At 62.2% G+C, this 26412-nt stretch carries 1 protein-coding gene (only partly in view); it reads right to left on the bottom strand.

Annotated features, from left to right (window positions below):
- Nucleotides 1-60: 60 nt before the first annotated feature.
- Nucleotides 61-26412, bottom strand: the 3' portion of a protein-coding gene (sypC, locus tag JOE39_RS07000; RefSeq protein WP_210077639.1) for a non-ribosomal peptide synthase/polyketide synthase. The gene runs 14253 nt beyond the window's last position; 26352 of the gene's 40605 nt are visible here — the last part of the coding sequence; its start codon lies beyond the right edge, outside the window; it ends in the stop codon at nucleotides 61-63.

Below are 26412 nucleotides of genomic sequence, written 5' to 3'. Positions count from 1 at the left end.
AAGCCACGAATGTGTTGAGGATTGACCCGGCGATCAACCGCCGGGCTTGAAGAAACGAGGTTATTGACGGGGTAGCCACCAGTTCGCCAGATGCTGTACATGCTGCGCCTTGAGGATGGTGAAATGGTTGCCCGGCCCACGCCAGACAGTGAGGTCCGGGGCACACCGGCGCCAGCCGCTGACCATCGCCTGTTGTTCGCGCTGATTGCCCGCCGCATCCAGCACCGGGTCGTCAGCCAGCACCAGACGCACCGGTCCGGTGTAGATCTGCGACGGTTGATAACGCGTGCGCAACGCCGTACCGAAGGCCCGCGCAGGCCCACGCATCGCGTCCGGCGACGAACGCTGCGGCAGCATCCCTGCCCGCACCATTCCGGCATGCAACAAGCGCATCTGGCCGATATCGTCCTGGGCCCTGAAGGCCGTACGATCGATGCCCAGCGACTTGCCCGCAGCCAGCTCCATGGTCTCGATCAAACGTTCCAGTACGCCTATCGCGGTGTAAGGTTTGCCCACCACGCCGTTGCCGCCCGGCGACTCGCTGTCGATCAGTGTCAGCGAAGCCACTTCCCTGCCGCTTGCCGTCAGGCGCGTGGCCATTTCAAAGGCCACCCAGCCGCCGAACGAATGACCGAGCAGATGCACCGGCCCTTCGGGATGAGTGCTGTCGAGTGCTTGCAGATACGCCTCGGCGGCGGTTTCCACCAGGCTGTAAGGCACCGTGCGGCCATCCAGCCCGCGTGGTTGCAGCCCATGGATTGGCCAGTGCGGCCCAAGGGCATCGGCCAGGCTGATGAAGCCGGTCACACTGTCCCCTGCCCCCGGTACACAGAAAATTGGCGCGTGATCGCGACGTCCGCCCTGAATCGTCAGCAACGGCCGGTGGGCGCTTTCAGCCCCCCGCGGCCGATCGGGCAGATCAGCCAACGCCTGGCTGATCGCCTGACCCAGACCCTCGATATGCGGCGGCTTCATCATGCTCAAGTGATCGCCCGCGACCTTGATACTGCGCAACTGACCGACTGGCAGGACGCTATCCCAACCCAGGTAACCGCTGTGTTTCTGCGAGTTGGGTTCCCACTCGATGGCGGTAAACAAGTGCAGCGGCACGCTGTTGGGATAAACCGTGTAATTGGCCTGCGCATGACCGTGAGCCACCTCTCGGTCGAGGTACTGCCAGAGATCCTCGGTCGTGTAGGTTTCCAGCTCCGGAGGCAGCGCACCCTGCTCACGACAGTGTTGCAGGAGCCCTGCGAAATCAAAGGCCTGCCGGTTTGCACGCACTCGCTCAAGGGCCTCCAGGGCCTGCGTGCATTCGCCTCGTGCTCTCCAGAACTGCTCGCAGTGTTCCAGCAGGTGCTGACGGTGGGCGGTCTGCAGGTCCCAGCGTTCGCGACCCTGATCCACCAGGCGCGGCATGTAGGTGTCGAGCAGGCCGATAAACTCCACCTCCTCGTCCATACCCTCCAGCTGGATGGCGATTTCGTAGGCCAGAAGCCCACCGAACGACCAGCCCGCCAGGCGATAAGGTCCGTGCGGCTGAACGCTGCGCATGGCACTCAACAAGCGTGTTGCCAGGCATTCCATGGTCTGCAGCTGCTCCTGACCGAGGGGGATGCCGCTCAACCCGTAGACCGGAATATCGCTATCGATGTGCACCGCCAGCGCAGGGAAATGCACGTCCTGACCAGTGAACTCATGAACCAGGAACAGCGGACGCTGACTACCGGTGGTACGCAACGGCACCAGTTGTTCATGAAGCTGCGGTGCAGCCTCTTTGCTGCGGCTATCCAGCAGGCCCGCCAGGTCCGCGACGCTGGCGTGCTGGAAAACGTCGGCCAGAGACACCGACAAACCACTCTGTACCAGTTGGTTGACCAGTCGCACTGCCATCAGCGAGTGACCTCCGAGATTGAAGAAGCTGTCATAACGGCCCACCTGTTGTAATTCAAGTACTTGCGCCCAGGCTTTCGCCAGACGAATCTCCAACTCCCCTACCGGGGCTTCAAACGCATGGCTCGCGAACTGATCCGCCGTTGGTGCTGGCAGTGCCTGAACATCCACCTTGCCATTGAGCGTGAGCGGCAAATCTGGCAGGCAGATGAAGACGCTCGGGACCATATATTCCGGCAAGCCGGCGCTCAGTTGCGCACGCAAGGCCTCCGGCTCGGGTGCTTCAACGCCCGCATGCACGGTGTAATACGCCACCAGCCGCGTGTCGCCCGGGCTGTCTTCGCGCGCCACGACCACGGAGTTGCGTACGCCATCGCACCCATGCAGGCTGCTTTCGACTTCCCCAAGCTCGACCCGGAAGCCGCGGACCTTCACCTGACCATCATTACGCGCCAGGTATTCGAGGTTGCCGTCCGGCAACCAGCGCGCCAGGTCGCCGGTGCGATAGAGCCGCGCCCCCGCCTGCTGACTGAACGGGTCGTCGCTGAAGCGTTCAGCAGTGAGTTCCGCGCGATTCAGGTAGCCAAGCGCGACGCCGACACCGCCGATATAGATCTCGCCGACGCTGCCCATCGGCACCAGCTCGCCGCACGCGTCGAGCAGATAGATGCGCACGTTGGCGTTGGGTTTGCCGATTGGCAGGCTCAGGGTGCCCGGCTGCACGTCGAACACTTCGTAACGAGTAGCGCACGTCGTGCCCTCGGTCGGGCCGTAGCCGTTGAACAGGCGCACTTGAGACGAATGCTCACGCACCCGGCGGAACGACGCCGGATCCGCCCGTTCGCCACCGCACTCCAGCATGCGCAAGCCCGCCAGCGCTTCGGGAATCAACCCGGCATACAGGTTGAACAAGGCGGTCGAACTGAACATCACCGTCACTGCATGGCGTTTGAGCAAGGCGGCAAAGGCTGTCGGCTCAAGCAACACTGAAGGCTCGACGATTATCGACTGACCGCCATTGAGCAAGGCACCCCAGATTTCCGGGCTGCTGGCGTCGAACGCCGGGTTGGAAGAAAACGCCACGCGGTCATCGGCACGGAAGTCATAGTTGTCCCGCACCAGCCGCACAATGCCGTTGTGGGTGACAATCACGCCCTTGGGCATGCCGGTGGAACCGGAGGTGTAGATGATGCACGCCGGAGTCTCGCCTGCGACCTCATTTGCAAGCGTGACTGGCCCCTGGTGAGCCACTGATAGGTCCAGGGTGTCCAGATCGAGTCGCGGCGTCGTTTCAGGTGCCGTCAGCTCGCTGCGGGTCAGCAACATGAGTGCTTCGCTGTCCTCGAGCATGAAGCGCACACGCTCCTCGGGGGCCAGGCGATCCAGCGCCAGGTAAGCCGCGCCACACTTGAGCGTGGCCAGCATACCGGTCAGTAGCTCCACCGAACGATCCAGCAGGATAGCCACTCGGGTTCCCGCTTTCACGCCGTGTTGGCGCAAGTGCTGAGCCAGGGTGTTGGCGCGGCTGTCGAGTTCGGCGTAGGTCAGCGTCTGCTCACCCTGACGGGCCGCAAGCGCCTGAGGTCGAGACGCTGCATGCGCCTCGAAAAGGCGATGCATCAGCTGACCCTGAGGGTAAGCACGTTCGGTTGCATTAAGACCGCTCAACAGGTGCTCGCGCTCGACCGCATCCACCAATGGTACGTGCTCCAGGATGCGGTGCTCATTGGCGACCATCGCTTCCAGCAATCGCTGGAAATAGCCCAGGTAACGGACCATGGTGCTTTCGTCGAACAGCGCCGTAGCGTATTCCAGCGTGCCGACCAATTGATCGCCGACCTCGGTCATGTCCAGCACCAGGTCGAACTTGGCCGTGTGGTCGTTCACCGCCACGCCTTCCAGGTTCATATTGCCCAGCGCCAGATCGGACGTTTCGTTGTTCTGCCAGGACAACATGGCCTGGAAGATCGGGCTGTGGGACAGGCTGCGTTGCGGGCGAACCACCTCGACCACCTGTTCGAACGGCAGGTCCTGATGGGTCTGCGCTGCCAGCGTTTGGCGCTTGACCTGCTGCATCAACGCTTCGACGCTGGGTGCGCCGGAGAGATCGACGCGTATCGCCAGGGTGTTGACGAAGAACCCGATCAGGTCCTCCACCTCGGCACGCAGGCGGTTGGCTACTGGTGTACCGATCACCACATCATCCTGACCTGCCAGACGCCCCAGCAGCGAGGCCCATGCAACCATCACGGTCATGAACAAAGTGCTGCCATGCCGCTGGCTCAGGGCCTTGAGGCCACGGGTCAGCTCTGCATCGAGCACCAGACCGCGTATGTTGCCGCTGTAGTCCTGTTGTGCCGGGCGTGGCCGGTCGGTCGGCAAGGTCAGCAACGCTGGCGCACCGCCCAGGGTCTGCTGCCAGTACTGGCGCTGTTGCTGCAGCACGTCGCCGCTCAGCCAGTTGCGCTGCCACACCGCATAGTCGGCGTATTGCACCGGCAACGCGGGCAACGGATCTTCGGCGCCGGCACTGAACGCGGCATAGAGTGCACCCAGTTCTCGGGTCAGCACATCCGCAGACCAGCCGTCGGAGACGATATGGTGCATCGTCACCAGCAACACATGATCGTCGTCGGCCATGCGCACCAGGCGTCCGCGTACCAGCGGGCCGTTGAGCAGATCAAAGCCTTCGTTGGCCTCTTCAGCGGTGATGGCGAGCAGTTGCTCTTCAGCATCCGCCTGCCCGGTCAGCACCTGCAGTTGCAGGCTGAAACCGATATCGGCCGGGGCGATGCGCTGTACCGGATCCTGGTCCTGATCCTGCACAAAGGTCGTACGCAGCACTTCGTGGCGCGCCACGATACGGTCCAGCGCCCTCTCCAGCGCAGGGTTGTCCAGAGTGCCACGTAGACGCAGCCCTGCCGGGATATGGTACGCCGCGCTGCCGCCTTCCAGTTGGGCGAGGAACCACAGCCGCTGCTGGGAAAACGACAGCGGCAAGTCCTGATCACGGGACACCGGTACGATAGCTGGCTGAACGCTGCCTTTGGCTTCGGCGAGTATCCGTGCCATGGCGGCGAGCTCCGGCTGGGCAAAGATATCCGCCAGGCCCAACTCGACACCCAGGTGCTGGCGCACCTGGGAAATGAGACGCATCGCCAGCAGCGAGTGCCCGCCCAGTTCGAAGAACTGGTCATGACGGCCCACCTGTTCCAGATTGAGCAGGCTCTGCCAGATCTGCGCCAGCGCCAGCTCGGTGTCGCCTTGCGGTTCCACATGTTCGCGGCTGGCAAAGGCCTCGGCTTGCGGAGCCGGCAAGGCGTTGCGGTCAAGCTTGCGGTTCGGCGTCAACGGCAAGGCATCGAGGATCACGAACGCGCTCGGCAGCATATATTCAGCCAGTTGCGGCGCCAGTTCGGTACGCAGGCTGGCGGCCGTCAGGTGCATATCCGGCTGCGCGACTACGTAGGCCACCAGACGTTTATCTCCCGGATTATCTTCCCGAGCGATCACCACCGCTTCCTTGACCCCGGCGCAATTGCCCAGGCGTGCTTCGATTTCGCCCAGTTCGATACGGAAACCGCGCACCTTGACCTGGAAGTCGTTACGGCCCAGGTACTCGATGCGACCGTCGGCCATGTAGCGCGCCAGGTCGCCAGTTTTGTACATTCTGGCATCAGAGCTGTTGCTGAACGGATCCGCGAGGAAGCGCTCTGCGTTGACCTCGGCAAGGTTCAGGTAGCCTCGCGCCACGCCATCGCCACCGATGAAAATCTCACCGGCCACGCCGTATGGCACTGGCTGCTGGTGAGCGTCGAGCAGGTAGATGCGGGTGTTGGCCATCGGTTTACCGATGGTCGCGTTACCGCTGCCTTCGCTGCCAGCCAGGGCGTCATGGCTGACGTAGGCGGCGGTACATGACACCGTCGCTTCGGTTGGCCCATAAGTGTTGATCAGGCGCGTATGCGCCGGGCGCACCTCGTCCCAGAGCTTGAGCTTCTGTGCTGACAGTGCATCGCCAGTGACGTTGATCAGACGCACATGTTGCAGGCGCTGAGCCGCCACCTGCGGTTGCTTGTGCCATTCGGCTACCAGCGTGTGCCAGTGGGCGGCGGTCAAGTGCAGGACGGTCGGATAAATATCGTAATCTTCAGAGCCTTCGCTGCCGAAGATCTCGCGGCTTGGCGCCAGAGTGGCGCCAGCCAGCAGCGCCGGGAAGATCTCCTCCACCGAGAGGTCGAAGTTCAGGGTGTTCTGTTGCAGCACGGTGTCGCTCTGGGACAGGCCAAACAGGCGTGCAGCATCGACGCTGTAGTTGACCAGACCGCGATGTTCGATCATCACCCCCTTCGGATTGCCGGTTGAACCTGATGTGTAGATCACATACGCCAGATTGCGCACGCCGAGGGCTTCCACCACCGGGTTGTCGTCACGCTCGGTAAAGGTGTTGCGCTGATCGTCGTCGAGCAACACCAGTGGCAAAGCAAGCGTCGGCAGGCGTTTCTGCAGATCACGCTGGGTCAGCAATGCCGTTGGCTGGCTGTCGTTGATCATGTAGGCCAGGCGCTCGGCTGGATACGCCGGGTCCAGCGGCACATAAGCCGCTCCTGCCTTGAGCACACCGAGCAAGCCGATCATCATTTCCACGCCACGCTCGACGCAGATCGCCACTCGATCATCCGGGCCAATGCCCAGGCCGATCAGGTGATGGGCCAGACGGTTAGCCTGACGGTTCAGTTCGGCATAGCTCAAGCGCTGCGCCTGGAAGGCCACGGCGATGGCGTCGGGCTGTGCATGGACCTTTTCTTCGAACAGCTGATGAATCGTGCAGTCCTGCGGGTAAGGCACATTGTTAGCGTTAAGCTCGACCAGCAGATGCTGGCGTTCCACCGCATCGAGCAACGGTACCTGTTCCAGCACCTGGCGGTCGTCGGCGACCATGGCTTCCAGCAAGCGTTGGAAGTAGCCCAGGTAGCGCTGCATGGTGCGTTCGTCGAACAGTGCCGTGGCGTATTCCAGCGTGCCGATCAATTGATCGCCAACCTCGGTCATGTCCAGTGTCAGGTCGAACTTGGCCGTATGGCCTGCCACCGCGACGCCCTGCAGGGCCATGTCGCCAAGCGCCAGGTCGGACGCTTCGTTGTTCTGCCACGACAACATGGCCTGGAAGATCGGGCTGTGGGACAGGCTGCGTTGTGGGCGAACCACCTCGACCACCTGTTCGAACGGCAGGTCCTGATTCGCCTGGGCGGCCAGGGTCTGCTGTTTGACCTGCTGCAACAGGTTTTGCACGCTCGGTGTCCCCGAGAGGTCGACGCGCACGGCCAGGGTGTTGACGAAGAACCCGATCAGGTCCTCAACTTCGGCGCGCATGCGGTTGGCCACCGGCGTACCGATGACCACGTCGTCCTGACCGGCCAGACGTCCCAGCAGCGCCGCCCATGCGGCCATGACCGTCATGAACAGGCTGCTGCCATGCCGCTGGCTCAGGGCCTTGAGGCCGCGGGTCAGGTCGGCGTCGAGCACCAGCCCGAGCAACTTGCCACTGTAGTCCTGTTGCGCCGGCCGTGGCCGGTCGCTCGGCAAGGTCAGCAAGGACGGCGCACCGGCCAGAGTCTGCTGCCAGTACTGGCGTTGCTGTTGCAGTACGTCGCCGCTCAGCCAGTTGCGCTGCCACACGGCATAGTCGGCGTATTGCACCGGCAAAGCGGGCAACGGATCTTCGGCACCGGCAATGAACGCGGCATAGAGCAGGCCCAGTTCACGGGTCAATACATCTGCGGACCAGCCGTCAGAGACGATGTGGTGCATGGTCACCAGCAACACATGGTCGTCATCGGCCAGGCATACCAGGCGTCCGCGCACCAGCGGGCCATTGAGCAGATCAAAGCCCTCTTCGGCCTCTTCTGTGGCGATGGCGAGCAATTGTTGTTCTGCATCGGCCTGCCCGGTCAGCACCTGAAGTTGCAGGCTGAAACCGATATCGGCCGGGGCGATACGCTGCAGCGGATCTTGGTCCTGCTCCTGTACAAAGGTCGTACGCAACGCCTCGTGGCGCGCAACGATGCGGTCCAGCGCTCGTTTCAATGCGTCCTGATCGAGGCTGCCGCGCAGACGCAGACCGGCTGGAATGTGATAAGCCGCACTGCCACCGTCCAGCTGTGCAAGGAACCACAGGCGTTGTTGGGCAAACGACAGCGGCAAAGCCTGATCGCGAGATACCGGCACGATGGGCTGCTGGCTGCTGCCGGCAGCGTGCGCCACTACCTCAGCCAGTGCCGCTAGCTCCGGCTGGGCGAAGATGTCCGCCAGGCTCAGCTCGACGCCCATGCGCTGACGCACCTGGGAAATCAGACGCATCGCCAGCAGCGAGTGCCCACCCAGCTCGAAGAAGTGGTCATGACGCCCTACTGCTTCCAGGTTGAGCAGGTTCTGCCAGATCTGCGCCAGGGCTTTTTCGCTGGTGCCTTGCGGGGCGACATGTTGACGACTGGCAAAAGCATCGTCCGCCGGGGCCGGCAAGGCCTTGCGATCGAGTTTACGGTTAGGTGTCAGCGGCAGTGCATCGAGCAGCACGAACGCGCTCGGCAGCATGTATTCGGCCAGTTGCGGTGCCAGCTCGGCGCGCAGTCTGGCGACATCCAGACTCGCTTGTGGCTGGGCGATCACGTAGGCCACGAGACGTTTTTCACCGGGATTGTCCTCCCGAGCGATCACCACCGCTTCCTTGACCCCTTTGCAATTGCCGAGACGGGCTTCGATTTCGCCCAGTTCGATACGGAAACCGCGCACCTTGACCTGGAAGTCGTTACGGCCCAGGTATTCGATACGGCCGTCGGCCATGTAGCGCGCCAGGTCGCCAGTTTTGTACATTCTGGCATCAGGGCTGTTGCTGAACGGATCCGCGAGGAAACGCTCTGCGTTGACCTCGGCAAGGTTCAGGTAACCCCGCGCTACCCCGTCGCCACCGATGAAAATCTCACCGGCCACGCCATACGGTACTGGCTGCTGGTGGGCATCAAGCAGGTAGATGCGCGTGTTGGCCATCGGTTTGCCGATGGTCGCGTTGCCGCTGCCTTCGCTGCCAGCCACGGCGTCATGGCTGACGTAAGCCGCAGTGCAAGACACCGTCGCCTCGGTTGGCCCGTAGGTGTTGATCAGGCGCGTATGTGCTGGGCGCACCTCGTCCCAGAGCTTCAGTTTCTGTGCCGACAATGCGTCACCGGTGACGTTGATCATGCGCACTTCGGCCAGGCGTTGTTCAGCAGCCTGCGGCTGGTTGTGCCATTCGGCGACCAGCGTGTGCCAATGGGCAGCGGTCAAGTGCAGGACGGTCGCATAAATGCCGTGATTTTCAGTGCCTTCACTGCCGAAGATCTCGCGGCTTGGCGCCAGGGTTGCACCGGCCAGGAGTGCCGGGAAGATCTCCTCCACCGAAAGGTCGAAGTTAAGAGTGTTCTGTTGCAGCACGGTGTCGCTCTGGGACAAGCCAAACAGGCGTGCCGCATCGACGCTGTAGTTGACCAGACCGCGATGCTCGATCATCACCCCCTTCGGATTACCCGTGGAGCCCGAGGTGTAGATCACATACGCCAGGTTGCGCACGCCGAGATTCGCTACGACCGGGTTGTCATCACACTCGGTGAAACCCTGGCAATGCTCGTCGTCGAGCAATACCAGCGGCATGGACAGTGCTGGCAAACGCTCCTGCAGGCCGCGCTGGGTGAGCAACGCCGATGGCTGGCTATCGTTGATCATGTACGCCAGACGCTCGGCCGGATACGCCGGGTCCAACGGCACATAGGCGGCGCCGGCTTTGAGCACACCGAGCAGCCCGACTATCATTTTCACCCCACGTTCGACGCAGATCGCCACCCGATCATCCGGGCCGATGCCCATGCCGATCAGGTGATGAGCCAGGCGGTTGGCCTGACGGTTCAGTTCGGCATAGCTCAAGCGTTGTGCCTGGAAGGCCACGGCAATGGCGTCGGGCTGGGTCTGGACCTTTTCTTCGAATAGCTGATGAATCGTGGCGTCTTGCGGGTAAGGCACGTCGGTAGCGTTGAGGTCGACCAGCAGATGCTTGCGTTCCACCGTATCGAGCAGTGGCACCTGTTCCAGTACCTGGCGATCATCGGCGACCATGGCGTGCAGCAAACGCTGCAAGTACCCCAGATAACGCGCGATGGTGCTTTCGTCGAACAACGCAGTGGCGTATTCCAGCGAACCGAACAGTTGGCCCTGGGCTTCGCCGATGTCCAGCGAGAGATCGAACTTGGACAGCGTATGGCCCGCGCTCAGGCTTTCCAGTTGCAGATCGCCGAGGGAGAAATCCCCGTCGCCCATGTCCTGCCAGCTGAGCATGGCCTGGAACACCGGGCTGTGCGACAGGCTGCGCACCGGCTTGATCACTTCCACCACCTGCTCGAACGGCAGGTCCTGATGGTCCTGGGCGCCTAAGGTGTTGGTCTTGACCTGCGCCAGCAGCGTCTCTGCCGTGGGCTTGTCGCTGAGGTCGACGCGGATCGCCAGGGTATTGACGAACAGGCCCACCAATCCTTCGACTTCACTGCGTGTACGGTTGGCCACCGGCGTGCCGATGACCACGTCGTCCTGACCGGCCAGACGTCCCAACAGCGCAGCCCAGGCGGCCATTACAGTCATGAACAGGGTGCTGCCGTGACGTTGGCTCAAGGCCTTGAGGCCGCGAGTCAGGTCCTGGTCGAAAACGATGGGCAGCACCGCGCCGGCATAGTCCTGCTGCGCCGGACGCACCCGGTCGGTGGGCAGCATCAGCAGCGCCGGAGCATCTGCCAGGGTTTGCTGCCAGTAGTCGCTTTGTTGCTGTAGCAAATCGCCGCTCAACCAGCGACGCTGCCACACCGCGTAGTCCAGGTAGTGCAGCGTCAGAGGCGTCAGCGGGTCGTCCTGGCCCTGACTGAATGCCGCATAGAGCGCGGCCAGTTCACGGGTCAGCACGCCAATCGACCAGCCATCGGAAACGATGTGGTGCATGGTCAGCAGCAGGACGTGATGGTCCTCGGCCATACGGATCAGACGACCACGGATCAACGGGCCCTGTTCCAGATCGAAGCTTTGCAGCGACTCTTCGCTGGCCAGTGCCTGAAGCTTCTCTTTGGCATCCACCAGCCCTTGCAGATCATGCAGCTGCAGGTTGAAGCCGGCATCTGACGGGCTGATCCGTTGCAATGGCTGTTCGTCATCGCCCTGAATGAAGGTGGTGCGCAAGCCCTCATGGCGCGCGACGATGCGCTCCAGGGCCCGTTGCATCGCCGTACGGTCCAGCTCGCCATGCAGGCTCAGGCCGATAGGCATGTGGTAGGCCGCGCTGGCCCCTTCCATCTGCGCGAGGAACCACAGACGTTGCTGACCGAACGAAAGCGGCCAGACCTGATCGCGTGCCACCGGCACGATATCCGGCAGGATGCTGCGTCCGGCGCGGGCGATGGCCAGTGCCAAGGCGCTTAGTTCGGGGTGGGCAAACAGCGCGGCCAGGCTCAGTTCGACACCCAGTTGCTGGCGAATCTGCGAAATCAAACGCATGGCCAGCAATGAGTGGCCGCCGAGTTCGAAGAACTGGTCGTGACGGCTGATGCGTTCAACCGAGAGCAAGTCGCTCCAGATTCCCGCCAGCAGGGTTTCGGTTTCGCCTTGCGGGGCTTCATAACCACGGCGGATCAGTGCATCGGCGTCCGGTGCGGGCAATGCCTTGCGGTCCAGCTTGCCGTTCGGCGTCAGCGGCAGTGCGTCGAGCAGCACATAGGCCACCGGGATCATATGCGCCGGTAATTGCTCCTGCAGCCAGCCGCGCAGGTTATCGATATCTACCGAAGCATGCCCTGCGCTCAGGGTGTAATAAGCCACCAGACGCTTGTCGCCCGGCACATCTTCGCGAGCCGTCACAACCGCTTCATGGACCGCCGGGTGTTTGGCCAGCAGTGCATCGATCTCGCCCAGTTCGATACGGAAACCACGGATCTTCACCTGATCATCGTTACGACCCAGGTATTCGATATTGCCGTCTGGCAAGTAGCGCCCCAGGTCGCCCGTGCGGTACATGCGTGCTGCTGGTTGCTGGCTGAACGGGTCCTTGAGGAAGCGTTCGGCAGTTAGGTCGTCACGGTTCAGGTAGCCCCGCGCCACACCGGCGCCGCCGATGTAGATCTCGCCCACAACACCCAGGGGGACGGGCTGTTGCTGTTGGTCCAGCAGGTAAAACTGCGTATTGCCAACCGGTTTGCCGATGTGTGGAGCGAAGCCGTCTTCGCGATCCATGGCCACCCAGCTTGAATAGGTGGTGGTTTCAGACGGGCCATAGAGGTTGCACAGGCGCTGCACGCCAGTCTTCTCGAACAGCGATTCCACCAGGCTACGCTTGAGCGCTTCACCGGCCACGTTCACCGTGTGAACCGTTGCCGGCAGACCGTCAACGTCCAGTAGTGCTTTCAGCGCCGACGGTACCGTGTTGATCAGGCCGATATCGTGCTCGCCGTGTTGCAGTTCCAGCACGTTTTTGACGACTTCGATGCTGCCGCCCGAGGTCAGTGGCGCAAAGCACTCGTAGACGGCGAGGTCGAAGTTCAGCGAGGTGGAGAAGAGTGTTTTTTCCAGTGTCGAACCGTCAAAAACCGTGTGTGCCCAGCTCAGGAAGTTCACGGTGTTACGGTGTTCGATCATCACGCCTTTCGGCAAGCCGGTCGAACCCGAGGTGTAGATCAGGTAGGCCAGGTGCGCCGAAGTCAGCCCCGGCACCTGCGGATTCTGGACGGATTCGCCCTGCCAATCGCTCAGATCAAGATTGATCACAGGCACCGAAACGTCGGCCAGCAAGCCCTGAGTAGCGGTGTGAGCCAGCACGGCTGCCGGAGCGCTGTCCTGCAACATGTACGCAATACGTTCCGCTGGATAAGCCGGGTCGAGCGGCACGTAACCACCACCCGCCTTGAGAATCGCCAGCAAACCGACGACCATTTCCGCGCCGCGTTCTACACAGATTCCGACGCGAGAATCTGGCTGGACACCCCGCTCGCGCAAAGCATGTGCCAGGCGGTTGGCCTGCTCGTTAAGCTCGCGGTACGTCAGGCGCTGTTCGCCGTGCAGCACTGCCAGTGCTTCCGGTGTGCGCTTGGCTTGCGCTTCGAATAAGCCATGAATGGTCTGTTCGTGCGGGTAATCCAGAGCGGTGTCGTTGAACTGCACCAGCAACTGCTCACGCTCGTCGACCGGCAGGGTCGGCAGGCTGTCGAGGGCCAGGGACGGTGACTGCTCAAGTGCATCCGCCAGATGCTCCAGCACGGTCTGCATGTAACCGCAGACCCGTTTGGCACCGACTTCGCTGCTGACCTGTACGGTCAGACTGAACCCGTTACCCACGTCGTCCACGTTCAGGGTCAACGGGTAGTTGGTGTGGTCCTTGGCGCCAAAGGACTCGATCCCTTCCCAGGCAGTGGCGGTTTCTGCCGAAACATCGTTCACGCCGCTGTGCCGGTAGTTGAGCAGTGCGCTGAACAGTGGTGTCGGTGCCGCCACGCCGCTGCAACGCTGGGCGAGTACCAGCGGTGCGTGTTCATGGCCCAGCAACGCCGTCAGTTGCCTGTGCGTAGCTTTCAGTCCCTCGACCACCGTTGTCGCGCCGACATCGACGCGCAGCGGCAAGGTGTTGATAAACATGCCCAACGCACGGTCGGCACCCTCGCCGGCCTGCATACGGCCTAGCAGTACGGTGCCGAACACGACCTGGTCACGGGCCGAGACACTGCCGAGCACACGCGCCCACGCCAGGTGCATCAGGCTCGCTGCGCTGACGCCGGCTTGCCGGGCCTGAGCCCGCAAACGCAGGTTCAGTTCAGCGGGCAGGATCACGCTCGCCTCTTCAAGGTCCCGGCCACCGTTCTGCACATCCTGCAAACCGAATGGCAGCGTCGGCTCGTCGATATCGCTGAGCATGTCGCGGAAGAAGGCTTCGTGCTGTGCCTCGCTGACACCCAGGCGAGCCTGGGCTACGTAGTTGCGATAGGGCACGCTTTGACCCAGAGCAGCGTGCTGACCGAGCAGGTGCGCCTGAAGTTCACGCAACACCACGTACAGCGAGGTGGCGTCGTTGACCAGGTGATGGAACAGCAGCATCGCCAGCCAGCGATCGTTGAGCGGATCATGGCTAAAGACAATCTGCATCAAGGGCGCTTGACGTACGTCGAGGCGGTAATGCCGAGGATCGAAGCGCTCGTGCAATTGCTCGGCCAGCGGGCCGTCTGCCGGGTCTAGGTCCACCTCGGTGACGTGCATTTCAGCCTGACGCAGCACCACTTGCAGCGGTTCTTCGAGACCCTCCCACAGCACAGCGGTGCGCAGGATATCGTGACGGTTGATCACCCCTTGCAAGGCACGGCTGAAGTCATCCAGTCGTGCGCGGTCGCGCAGACTGAACAGCGCTTTCAGGGTATACGGGTCGCCCTGCTCGGCACTGATGTGGTGATAGAGAATGCCTGCCTGCAAAGGTGCCAGCGGGTAAATGTCCTGCACGTTAGCGGCACCGCCGGGCACATGCTTCACGACGCGGTCGATCTGCGCCTGAGTCAGGCTGATCAGCGGCAACAGTTCAGGGGTGATGTATTCACAATGTTCGGGAATCAGATTGGCCGGCACCACGACTTCCGTGCCACCACCGACCGCTGCCGCCAGTGCGGCTAGCGTAGGCTGGCTGAACAGCACGCGTACATCGGCACTCAGCCCGACTTGACGCATGCGTTCGATCAATTTGACTGCGAGCAGCGAGTGGCCACCCAGTTCGAAGAAGTGATCATGGCGACCGACCTGCCCGACCTTGAGCACGTCAGCCCAGATCGACGCCAGTTGGGTCTCAACCTCGCCCTGAGGTGCTTCATAACCATGGCTGATCAGCGATTGCGCATCCGGCATTGGCAGGGCCTTGCGGTCGAGCTTGCCGTTGGCGGTCAGCGGCAGCGCATCGAGCTGCACGTAGGCCGCGGGCACCATGTACTCCGGCAACAAGCCTTGCAGGTGGCTGCGCAGGTGTTCGATGTCGAGCACGGCTTCAGGCTGTCGCGCCGTGACATAGGCCACCAGACGCTTGTCACCAGGCACATCCTGACGGCACAGCACCACGGCTTCGCTTACATCGGCGTGTTCGGCCAGGCGTACTTCTATTTCACCCAATTCAACACGGAAACCACGGATTTTCACTTGATCGTCATTGCGACCCAGGTATTCCAGGTTACCGTCGGCACGCCAGCGAACCAGGTCGCCGGTGCGGTACATCAGTGCGTTTTCCGACGCACTGAACGGATCGACGACAAACTGCGTGGCGCTCAATTCAGCACGATTCAAATAGCCCTTGGCAACGCCCTGCCCACCGATGTACAGCTCGCCGGGCACGCCCAATGGCACCGGTTGGCCTTGGCCATCGAGCACATACAGGCGGCTGTTGCCCACGGGCTTGCCAATAGGAATCGAGCCATTGCCGACCGACGTGATTTCGTAGGTCGCGGAGAAGGTTGTGGCTTCGGTCGGACCATAGCCGTTGAGCAGATACTGTGGAGGACTGTTGGCCAGCACCCGGCTAATAACGGCAGGGTCCAGCACATCGCCGCCGACAATCAGGTAGCGCAGGCGCGAAAAGGCCTCGCCCAGCCCTGAAGCGTATTGATGGAAAAGTCCTGCGGTCATCCACAGCACGTTCACCGATTGCTCCAGCAACAGGCGCTGGAAATCGCGCGGGGACAGCAAGTCGTTCTGCCCGATCACCACCACGCAACCGCCATTGAGCAACGGTGCCCAAACGTCAAGCGTGCTGGCATCAAACGCAGGATTTGAAGCGAAAGCTACGCGATCCTGTGCATTGAAATCGGCGTAACCGTTGTTGATCACCAGCCGGCTGATGGCCCTATGCGGCACCAGCACACCTTTCGGCGTGCCGGTGGAGCCTGAGGTGTACATGATGTAAGCGACGCTTTCGCTGGACTGCGGCAATGCCAGGTCGGTGCCTTTAAAGTTCTCTACTTTCAGGCCATCGAGGTCAACACGCTGCGCAGCGGTTGTCAGCGATACCTGGCTGTGGGTCAGCAGAACACGCGCCTGACTGTCTTCGATCATGAACGTCTGACGTTCGACCGGTGCATTGATGTCCAGCGGTACGTACACCGCCGCGCACTTGAGCACCGCCAGCTGACTGGCGAGCAGGTCATGGCTGCGCTCCAGCAGGATCGCCACACAGTCACCTGGCTGCACGCCAAGGCCCAACAGATGCCGCGCAAGACGATTGGCGCGGGTGTTGAGCTCGGCATAGCTCACGGCAACGCCATCGTGGATCGCCGCGCAAGCTTCAGGGCACGCACGCACCTGGGCTTCGAACAGGCCGTGCACGGTCTGCTGCTGTGGGTAGTCCAGCGCGGTGTCGTTGAACGCCACCAGCAGTTGCTGCCGTTCGGTTTCCGGCACCACCGGCAGGTCGCACACCGCTGAGTCCGGCGCGGATTCAAGGGCTTCGGCCAGATGGCTCAAGACGGTCTGCATATAGTCGCAGATGCGCCGCGCATCGATACCGGCCACCGCCTGTACATTCAGGCCGAAGCCCGCACCCATATCATCGACGTTCAGAATCAGCGGGTAGTTGGTGCGTTCTTCACTGCTCAGGGCATGGATACCCTGCCAGGACTGCACGGCCTGATCGGATACACTGCCAACCGCACTGTGGCGGTAGTTGAGCAGCGCACTGAACAATGGCAGCGGCGCGGCCACCGCGCTGCAACGCTGGGCCAATACCAAAGGCGCATGCTCATGACCGAGCAAACCGGTCAACCGGGTGTGGGTCTGACGCACCGCCTGGCGTACCGCGCAGGTGTCGATATCGACGCGCAGCGGCAAGGTGTTGATAAACATCCCCAGCGAACGCTCGGCTCCCTCGCCGCCTTGCATCCGGCCCATCAGGACGGTGCCGAACACCACGTCCTGCCTGCCTGAAACCTTGCTCAAGACCTGCGCCCAGGCCAGGTGTGCCAGGCTGGCAACGCTTACTCCAAGCTGCCGGGCCTGGGCCCGCAGGCGCAGGTCCAGTTGAGGCTCGAGGACCAGGGTGTGCTCTTCAATATCACGACCGTCACCCTGCACATTCATCAGGCCGAACGGCAAGGTCGGCTCTTCGATGTCGCCGAGCATGTCGCGGAAGAATGCTTCGTGATCCGCTTCGCTCACCCCCAGACGCGCCTGAGCCACATAGTTGCGGTACGGCACCGGGCTGCCCAGTTGTGCCGCCTGCCCCATCAAGCTGGTCTGGATTTCGTGTTTCACCACCTCCAGCGCCACATGATCCAGGGCCATGTGGTGGAACAACAGCATCGCGCAGATCCGCTGATTGAGCGGGTCTTCGGCGTAAGCCACGCGCATCAAGGGTGCCTGGCCGATGTCCAGACGGTAGTGGCGCGGGTCGAAACGGCTGTGCAGTTGCTCTGCGATATCACCGTTTGCCGGATCCAGCTCAAGTGCTTCAACGTGCAACTGTGCCTGACGCCAGACCACCTGGACCGGGGAGTCGAGACCTTGCCACACCACGCTGGTGCGCAGGATGTCGTGACGATCGATGACCAGCTGCAACGCTTCGGCAAATGCATCCAGGCGCTGGCGGTTATCAAATGCGAACTGGGTCTGCAAGACATAGGGGTCGCCCTGCTTCGCAGCGATATGGTGATAGAGAATGCCTTCCTGCAGCGGCGCCAACGGGTAGATATCCTGCACATTGGCCACGCCGCCCGGCACGCCGGCGACCACCTGATCGATCTGCGCCTGGGTCAGGTCGGCCAGCGGCAGCAGGTCCGGAGTGATGTATTCACAGTGTTCATCAATCAGGTTGGCGGGCACCACCACTTCCGTGCCAGCACCGACTGCCGCTGCCAGTGCAGCCAGCGTCGGCTGACCGAACAGCACGCGCACGTCCGAGCTCAAGCCCGACTGACGCATACGTCCGATCAGGCTGACGGCCAGCAGCGAATGACCGCCCAACTCGAAGAAGTTGTCGTGTCGACCGACCTGGGCAACGCCCAGCAGGTCTTGCCAGATAGCCGCGATCTGCGTTTCGGTTTCGCCTTGTGGGGCTTCATAACCACGGCTGATCAGTGCACCGGCTTCCGGTGCTGGCAGGGCCTTGCGGTCCAGCTTGCCATTCGGGGTCAGTGGCAGTGCATCGAGCAGCACATAGGCCACCGGAATCATGTAGGCCGGCAATTGTTCCTGCAGCCAGCCGCGCAGGCTGTCGATGTCTACAGAAGCCTGCCCTGCGCTCAGTGTGTAATAAGCCACCAGACGCTTGTCACCCGGAACATCTTCGCGGGCAGCCACCACTGCTTCATGAATGGCTGGGTGTTTGGCCAAGCGTGCATCGATCTCGCCCAGCTCGATGCGGAAGCCGCGGATTTTCACCTGATCGTCGTTACGACCCAGGTACTGGATATTGCCATCCGCCAGATAGCGACCCAGGTCGCCGGTGCGGTACATGCGTGCCGCTGGGTTTTGGCTGAACGGGTCTTTGAGGAAGCGTTCGGTAGTGAGGTCGTCACGGTTCAGGTAGCCACGAGCCACACCGGCACCGCCGATGTAGATTTCACCCGCAACACCGAGTGGCACGGGCTGTAGCTGTTCGTCCAGCAGATAAAACTGTGTATTGCCAACCGGTTTGCCGATGTGCGCAGCGAAGCCGTCTTCGCGATCCATCGCCACCCAGCTTGAGTACGTGGTTGTTTCAGATGGGCCATACAGGTTGCACAGGCGCTGCACGCCAGTCTTCTCGAACAGCGACTCAACCAGGCTGCGCTTCAGCGCTTCACCGGCCACGTTTACGGTGTGGACCGATTTCGGCAGACCATCGACGTCCAGCAGTGCTTTAAGCGCCGACGGCACAGTGTTGATCAGGCCGATATCGTGCTCGCCGTGTTGCAGTTCAAGGACGTTTTTGACGACTTCGATGCTGGCGCCCGACGTCAGCGGCGCGAAGCACTCGTAGACGGCGAGGTCGAAGTTCAGCGAGGTGGAGAACAGCGTTTTTTCCAGTGCACAGCCGTCGAACGCCTTATGCGCCCAGCTCAGGAAGTTCACGGTGTTGCGGTGTTCGATCATCACGCCTTTCGGCAAGCCGGTCGAACCCGAGGTGTAGATCAGGTAGGCCAGGTGCGCGGAAGTCAGCCCAGGCACCTGCGGATTCTGGACGGATTCGTCCTGCCAATCGCTCAGATCAAGATTGATGACAGGCACCGAAACGTCGCCTAGCAAGCCCTGAGTAGCGGTTTGAACCAAAACTGCCGCCGGAGCGCTGTCCTGCAACATATAAGCAATACGTTCTGCCGGGTAAGCCGGGTCCAGCGGCACATAACCACCGCCCGCCTTGAGAATCGCCAGCAAACCGACGACCATTTCCGCGCCGCGTTCTACACAGATCCCAACCCGCGAATCAGGCTGAACGCCCAGCTTGCGCAAGGCATGGGCCAGGCGATTGGCCTGTTCGTTAAGCTCGCGATACGTCAGACGCTGTTCGCCATGGACGACTGCCGGCGCTTCAGGTGTGCGCTCGACCTGTGCTTCGAACAGCCCATGAATGGTCTGTTCGTGCGGGCAATCCAGCGCCGTGTCGTTGAACCCCACCAGCAACTGCTCGCGCTCGACAGCTGGCAGGATAGACAAACCTTGCAACGACGTTTCTGGCGTCTGCTCCAGCGCCGTCAACAGGTTTTCCAGCGCCGTGTGCATGTAGCCGCACACACGTTGCGCGCCGATTGACGAAACCACCAACGCCGTCAGGCTGAACCCTTCGCCCAGATCGTCGACGTTCAAGGTCAGTGGGTAGTTGGTGCGTTCTTCGCCGCTGAGGACCGCAATGCCCTGCCAGGCCTGCATGGCCTGCATGGCCTGGTCGGACACACTGCCGACCCCGCTATGGCGGTAGTTGAGCAATGCGCTGAACAAGGGCGCCGGCGCGGCAACCCCGCTGCAACGCTGGGCCAACGCCAGTGAGGCATGTTCGTGACCGAGCAAGGCAGTCAGGCGTTTATGAGTGGCCTTGACCCCATCACGCACGCCCTGCTCGCCCACCGAAACCCGCAGCGGCAAGGTGTTGATGAACATCCCCAAAGCCCGCTCGGTTCCTTCGCCACCTTGCATCCGGCCCATCAGGACGGTGCCGAACACCACATCCTGCCTGTTTGACACCTTGCCCAACACCTGAGCCCAGGCCAGGTGCACCAGACTTGCGGCACTCACTCCTTGTTGTCGGGCCTGAGCACGAAGGCGCAGGCTCATCTGAGGGGCCAGCGCCAGGCTGGCTTCCTCGATGTCACGACCTTCACCCTGCACATCCATCAGGCCGAACGGCAGGGTCGGCTCGTCGATATCGCCGAGCATGTCGCGGAAAAACGCTTCGTGATCGGCCTGGCTGACACCCAAGCGTGCCTGGGCTACATAGTTGCGATACGGCACGGGTACCGACGCCGCCAAAGTGTCGGCCTCGCCCGCCAGCCATGCCTGCATTTCATGCTTCACCACTTCCAGCGCTACGTGGTCCAGGGCCATGTGATGGAACAGCAGCATCGCGCAGATGCGCTGGTTGAGCGGGTCTTCGGCGTAGGCCACGCGCATCAAAGGTGCCTGGCCGATGTCCAGCCGGTAGTGACGCGGATCAAAGCGGCGGTGCAGTTGTGCACCGATATCGCCGTCTTCCGGATCGAGCTCAAGTGCGTCAAGGTGCAACTGTGCCTGACGCCAGACCACTTGCACCGGCGAGTCCAGACCGTCCCATACCACGCTGGTGCGCAGAATGTCGTGGCGATCAATGACCATCTGCAAGGCCTGAACGAAGGCGTTCAGACGCTCGCTGTCAGCGAACGCGAACTGGGTCTGGAGCACATAGGGGTCGCCGATTTCGGCGGCCAGGTGGTGATAAAGAATGCCTGATTGCAACGGCGCCAGCGGGTAGATGTCCTGCACATTGGCCACACCGCCCGGCACGGTGGCTACGACTTGATCGATCTGCGCCTGAGTCAGGTCGGCCAGTGGCAGCAGCTCAGGCGTAATGCGTTGGCAGTCCTTGGTGATCAGGTTGGCTGGCACTACGATCTCGGTGCCACCGCCCACGGCTGCGGCCAGTGCAGCCAGGGTGGGCTGGCTGAACAGCACGCGCACATCGGCGCTCAGGCCCAACTGGCGCATACGCCCGGTCAGACTCACCGCCAGCAGCGAATGGCCGCCGAGTTCGAAGAAGTGGTCGTGACGACCGACCTGCTCGACGCCCAGCAGGTCTTGCCAGATTACCGCGATCTGCTCCTCGATTTCGCCTTGCGGTGCTTCGTAGCCACGGCTGATCAGCGCATCACCGCCCGGTGCTGGCAGCGCCTTGCGATCAAGCTTGCCGTTGGACGTCAGCGGCATGGCCTCGAGCAGTACATAAATGGCCGGAACCATGTATTCAGGCAACTGTTGCTGCAGGTGACTGCGCAGGGTGTCGATATCGACAGCAGTGTGCTCGGCAGACTGCGTGTAGTAAGCCACCAGACGTTTGTCATCGGGTATGTCTTCGCGAGCGGTGACCACCGCTTCGTGGACTGCCGGGTGTCTGGCCAAAGCGGCCTCGACGTCACCGATTTCGATGCGTAAGCCGCGGATCTTCACCTGAAAGTCATTACGGCCCAGGTATTCCAATGCGCCATTGGCCAGCCAGCGACCCATGTCGCCGGTTTTGTACAGGCGTGCCTGCGGGTCGCTGGAAAACGGGTCGGCGATGAAACGCTCGGCACTCAGCTCCGGCAGGTTCAGGTAACCCCGCGCCACGCCGATGCCGCCAATGTGCAGTTCACCGGCCACGCCCATTGGTTGCAGCTGGCCCAAGGCATCCAGCACGTGCATCTGAATGTTGGCAATCGGACGGCCGATGGGCACGCTGTCGACCGGATCCGTCGGGCGGCATTCCCAGGCGGTAACGTCGATGGCCGCTTCAGTCGGGCCATAGAGGTTGTGCAGTTCAACGCCCTTCAGGTGTTGCTCGAAGCGGCGCTGCAACGCACGCGGCAAGGCCTCGCCGCTGCACAGCACGCGGCGCAGTTGCGGGAAGTCGCGGGTCGAGCGGTGTTCCAGAAACACATCGAGCATCGAGGGCACAAAGTGCAGCAGGGTAATGCCCGCGTCAGTCATTACCTGCGCCAGGTAGTCCGGCTCCTGATGGCCACCGGGACGTGCCATGACCAGTTCGGCACCGGCGAGCAGCGGCAGGAAAAACTCCCAGACCGATACGTCGAAACCGAAGGGAGTCTTTTGCAGCACGCGATCCTGACTGTTCACTTGATAGGCGTCACGAGCCCAGAGCAGGCGGTTGACCACGCCCAGGTGTTCGTTCATCACGCCTTTGGGCTGACCAGTGGAACCCGAGGTGTACAGCACGTAGGCCAAGTGATTCGGCTTCAGGCCCAATGCCTTGGCATCCGGGTTGTTGATCGGCTGTAAGGCAAGCCGGGCGCTTTCATCGTGGCCATCGAGCACCAGCGCCGTAACGCTAAGGGCTGGCAGACTTGCAAGCAGATCCTGGCTGGTCAGCAGCGCACGGGGGGCGCTGTCGCTGAGCATATAGGCCTGGCGAGCGCTGGGCAGATCCGGGTCGATCGGCACATAGGCGCCACCGGCCTTGAGGATACCCAATAGCGCCACGACCATTTCCGGTCCGCGACGCAGGCTGACCGCAACCCGCGCATCCGGCTCCACACCCAGTTCGATCAGGCGATGGGCGAGCTGATTGGCCTGTTGGTTGAGCTTGGCGTAAGTGAGCAACGGCCCGCTGTCGCCGCGTACGGCGCAGGCATCCGGACGCTGAGCAGCCTGTTGTTCGATCAGTTGATGGATCAGTACATCGCGCGGATAAGGGTGAGCGGTGTCATTGAAGCCCGCCAGCAACAGCTCGCGCTCGTCGTCCGGCAGTATGGGCAGGCTGTTCAGCGCTGCTTGCGGTGTGTGTTCCAGCGCTTGCACCAGGCTGCGCAGTGCAACCTGCATGTACTCGCCGATGCGCGTGGCACTGATTTGCTTGACGGCCTGAATGGTGAGCATGAAGTCATCGCCCAGGTCATCGACGTTCAGGCACAACGGATAGTTGGTGCGTTCCTCCATGCTCAGGGTCTGAATGCCCTGCCAGGCTGACAATGTTTCGCTCGAGGCCGCACCACCGTTGCTGTGGCGGTAGTTGAGCAAGGTGCTGAACAGCGGCAGCGAACTCGGCACGCCGCTGCAGCGCTGAGCCAGCGACAGCGAGGCATGCTCATGCCCCAGCAGGGTCGACAGGCGCTGGTGGGTGAGCTTGACCGCCGCCAGAGCGCTCTGGCTGCCGACGCTGATGCGCAGCGGCAAGGTGTTGATGAACATTCCCAGCGCCCTGTCGGCGCCGTTGCCGCCCTGCATGCGGCCCATCAGTACGGTACCGAACACCACTTCTTCACGGCCCGACACCCGACCGGCCACCTGAGCCCATGCCAGGTGCGCCAGACTGGCAGCGCTAACCCCTAATTGCCGCGCAATGCTGCGTATACGGCTGCTCAGCTGGCTGTCGAGTACCTGATGCACTTCCTCGATACCACTGCCATCGCCCTGCACGTCCTGTATGCCGTAAGCCAGGGTCGGTTCGTCGATGTCGCCGAGCATGTCGCGGAAAAACGCTTCGTGCTCGGCCTGGCTGATACCCAGACGCGCTTGTGCCACATGGTTGCGATAAGGCACCGGGGCCGGCAATTGTTCGATCTGCCCCTGCAGGCTGGCCTGCATTTCCTCCACCACCACTTCCAGTGAGGTGTGATCCAGCGCCAGATGGTGGAACAGCAACATGCCGACCAGGCGCTGGTGGGTGTTGTCCTCGGCATAGGCAATGCGCATCAGCGGCGCCTGGCCAATGTCCAGGCGATAGTGACGTGGGTCAAAACGCTCGCGCAGTCGTGTCAGCACGTCACCGTCGAGCGGATCGATGGCCACCTCTTCCAGGCTCAGTTTAGCGTTGCGCCAGACCACCTGTACCGGCTGCTCAAGCCCTTCCCAGACCACGGCGGTGCGCAGGATGTCGTGGCGTTCGACCACGTTCTGCAGGGCCGCGGCGAAACTGGCCAGGCACTCGCGATCATCGAACGCGAAGAGCATCTGCAAGACATAGGGATCACCTTCATCCGCAGCCAGATGGTGATAGAGAATACCTTCCTGCAAGGGGGCCAGGGCGTAGATGTCCTGAATGTTGGCCAGGCCGCCCGGGACGCTGGCGACTACCCGATCGATCGCTGCCTGATCCAGATCAGCCAGCGGCAGCATGTCCGGGGTAATACGCTCGCAGCCCGGCACGATCAGGTTATCCGGCACCTGTACGTCGGTGTGCCCGCCCACCGCAGCAGCAAGTGCGGCAAGGGTCGGCTGGCTGAACAGCACCCGCACATCAGCCGAAAGGTCGATCTGGCGCATGCGCTCGATCAGTTTGACGGCCAGCAGCGAATGCCCGCCCAGCTCGAAGAAATGATCGTGGCGGCCAACCTGTGGCACTTGCAGCAGAGACTGCCAGATCTGCGCGATGGCGATCTCGACATCGCCTTCGGGCGGCGCGTATTCACGCATTGCCAGTGCCTGCGCATCCGGTGCGGGCAATGCCTTTTGGTCGAGCTTGCCGTTGGCGGTCAGCGGGAAGCTGCCCAGCGCCACAAAAGCACTGGGCACCATGTAATCGGCCAGGGACAGCAGCAAGCGCTCACGCAAGTCAGTCGCCACGATCTCGTGGCCGGGCGCAGCGATCACATAAGCCACCAGGCGTTTGTCACCCGGTTGATCTTCGCGGACCAGCACCAGCGCTTCGCGGACCGTGTCACAGGCGGCCAGCGCAGCCTGGATTTCTCCCAGTTCGATACGGAAACCACGGATCTTGACCTGGTCGTCGTTGCGGCCCAGGTAATCGAGACTGCCATCATCCATCCAGCGACCCAGGTCGCCGGTTCGGTACAGACGCGCCTGAGGATCTTTACTGAACGGGTTCGCCAGGAATCGCTCGGCCGTCAGCGCTTCACGATTCAGGTAGCCCCGCGCGACACCGGCGCCGCCGACATACAGCTCGCCGACCACACCCACCGGCACCGGCTCGCGGCGCGCGTCCAGTACATACAACTGCAAATCGGGAATGCGTACACCGATAGGGCTCACGCCCGCACGCTGCGCATCTGCCGCCACCAGGGGGTGATAGGTCACATGCACCGTGGTTTCGGTGATGCCATACATGTTCACCAACTGCGTACCGGCGTTGATCACCCTGGCGTACCACGGCTTGAGCATCCCGGTATCCAGCGCTTCGCCACCAAAAATCACCTGGCGCAAGGAATGTCGCTGATCGCTCTCGCCCTGGGCGTTGAGCAACTGGCGGAACGCGCTCGGGGTCTGGTTGAGCACCGTCACTTCGGCGCTGCACAACAGCGCGTAGCAGTCTTGCGGGGAGCGGCTGATCAGTTGCGGCACGATCAGCAAACGCCCGCCGTGAAACAGCGCACCCCAGATTTCCCAGACCGAGAAGTCGAACGCGAATGAATGGAACAACGCCCAGACATCCTGCTCGTTGAAACCAAACCAGCTGTGGGTGGCCGAGAACAGCCGGGCCACGTTGCGGTGCTCGACCATTACGCCCTTGGGCAGGCCGGTCGAACCGGAGGTGTAGATGACGTAAGCCAGGTGGCGCGGGCTGAGCCCGGTCAGCTGTGGATTGTGACCCGGTTGGGCCTGCAACGCCGGACTGTGCAAATCCACGCGTGGGCCGTCGAACGCACCCAGCAGCGCCAGCCCGGCAGCATCGGCCAGCACCGCCATCGGGGCGCTGTCCTGCAACTGGTAAGCAATACGCTCCGCCGGATAGGCCGGGTCAATCGGCACGTAACCCGCACCGGCCTTGAGCACACCGAGCAAACCGACAATCATTTCCAGGCTGCGCTCGACGCAGATCGCCACCCGGTCATCCGGCTGCACGCCCAGGCCCAGCAGGTAGTGGGCCACCTGATTGGCACGGGTGTTCAGCTCGGCATAGGTCAGGGTTCGGTCTTCATAGTGCAGGGCCACGGCATTCGGCTGCGCCACCACCCAGGCTTCGAAGGTACGGTGAATCAGGGTGTCATCGGCCTGCAGCGCATGGGGGGTGTTCCAGCTTTCCAGCAGTTGCTGGCGCTCGATCCCGGGCAGGATACGCAGCGCTCCCAGCGCAGCGTCCGGGGTCTGTTCCAGTGCTTGCACCAGGTTTTCCAGCACACAGTGCATGTACGCACATACACGCTTGGCACCGATCTGTGCTTCGGCCATGACGGTCAGGGCGAAACCTTCGCCTATGTCATCCACGCACAAGGTCAGCGGGTAGTTGGTACGTTCTTCGCCGTGCAGCGCCTGAATGCCTTCCCAGGCGACCTGCGCATTGTCGCTCGCGGCGACATCACCGGTATGACGGAAATTGAGCAGCGAGCT

This window comes from Pseudomonas sp. PvP100 (genome assembly GCF_017833055.1).
Lineage (GTDB): Bacteria > Pseudomonadota > Gammaproteobacteria > Pseudomonadales > Pseudomonadaceae > Aquipseudomonas > Aquipseudomonas syringae.
The sequence above is the reverse complement of the archived record's forward strand: the minus strand, read 5'-3'. Positions and strand labels throughout refer to the sequence as shown.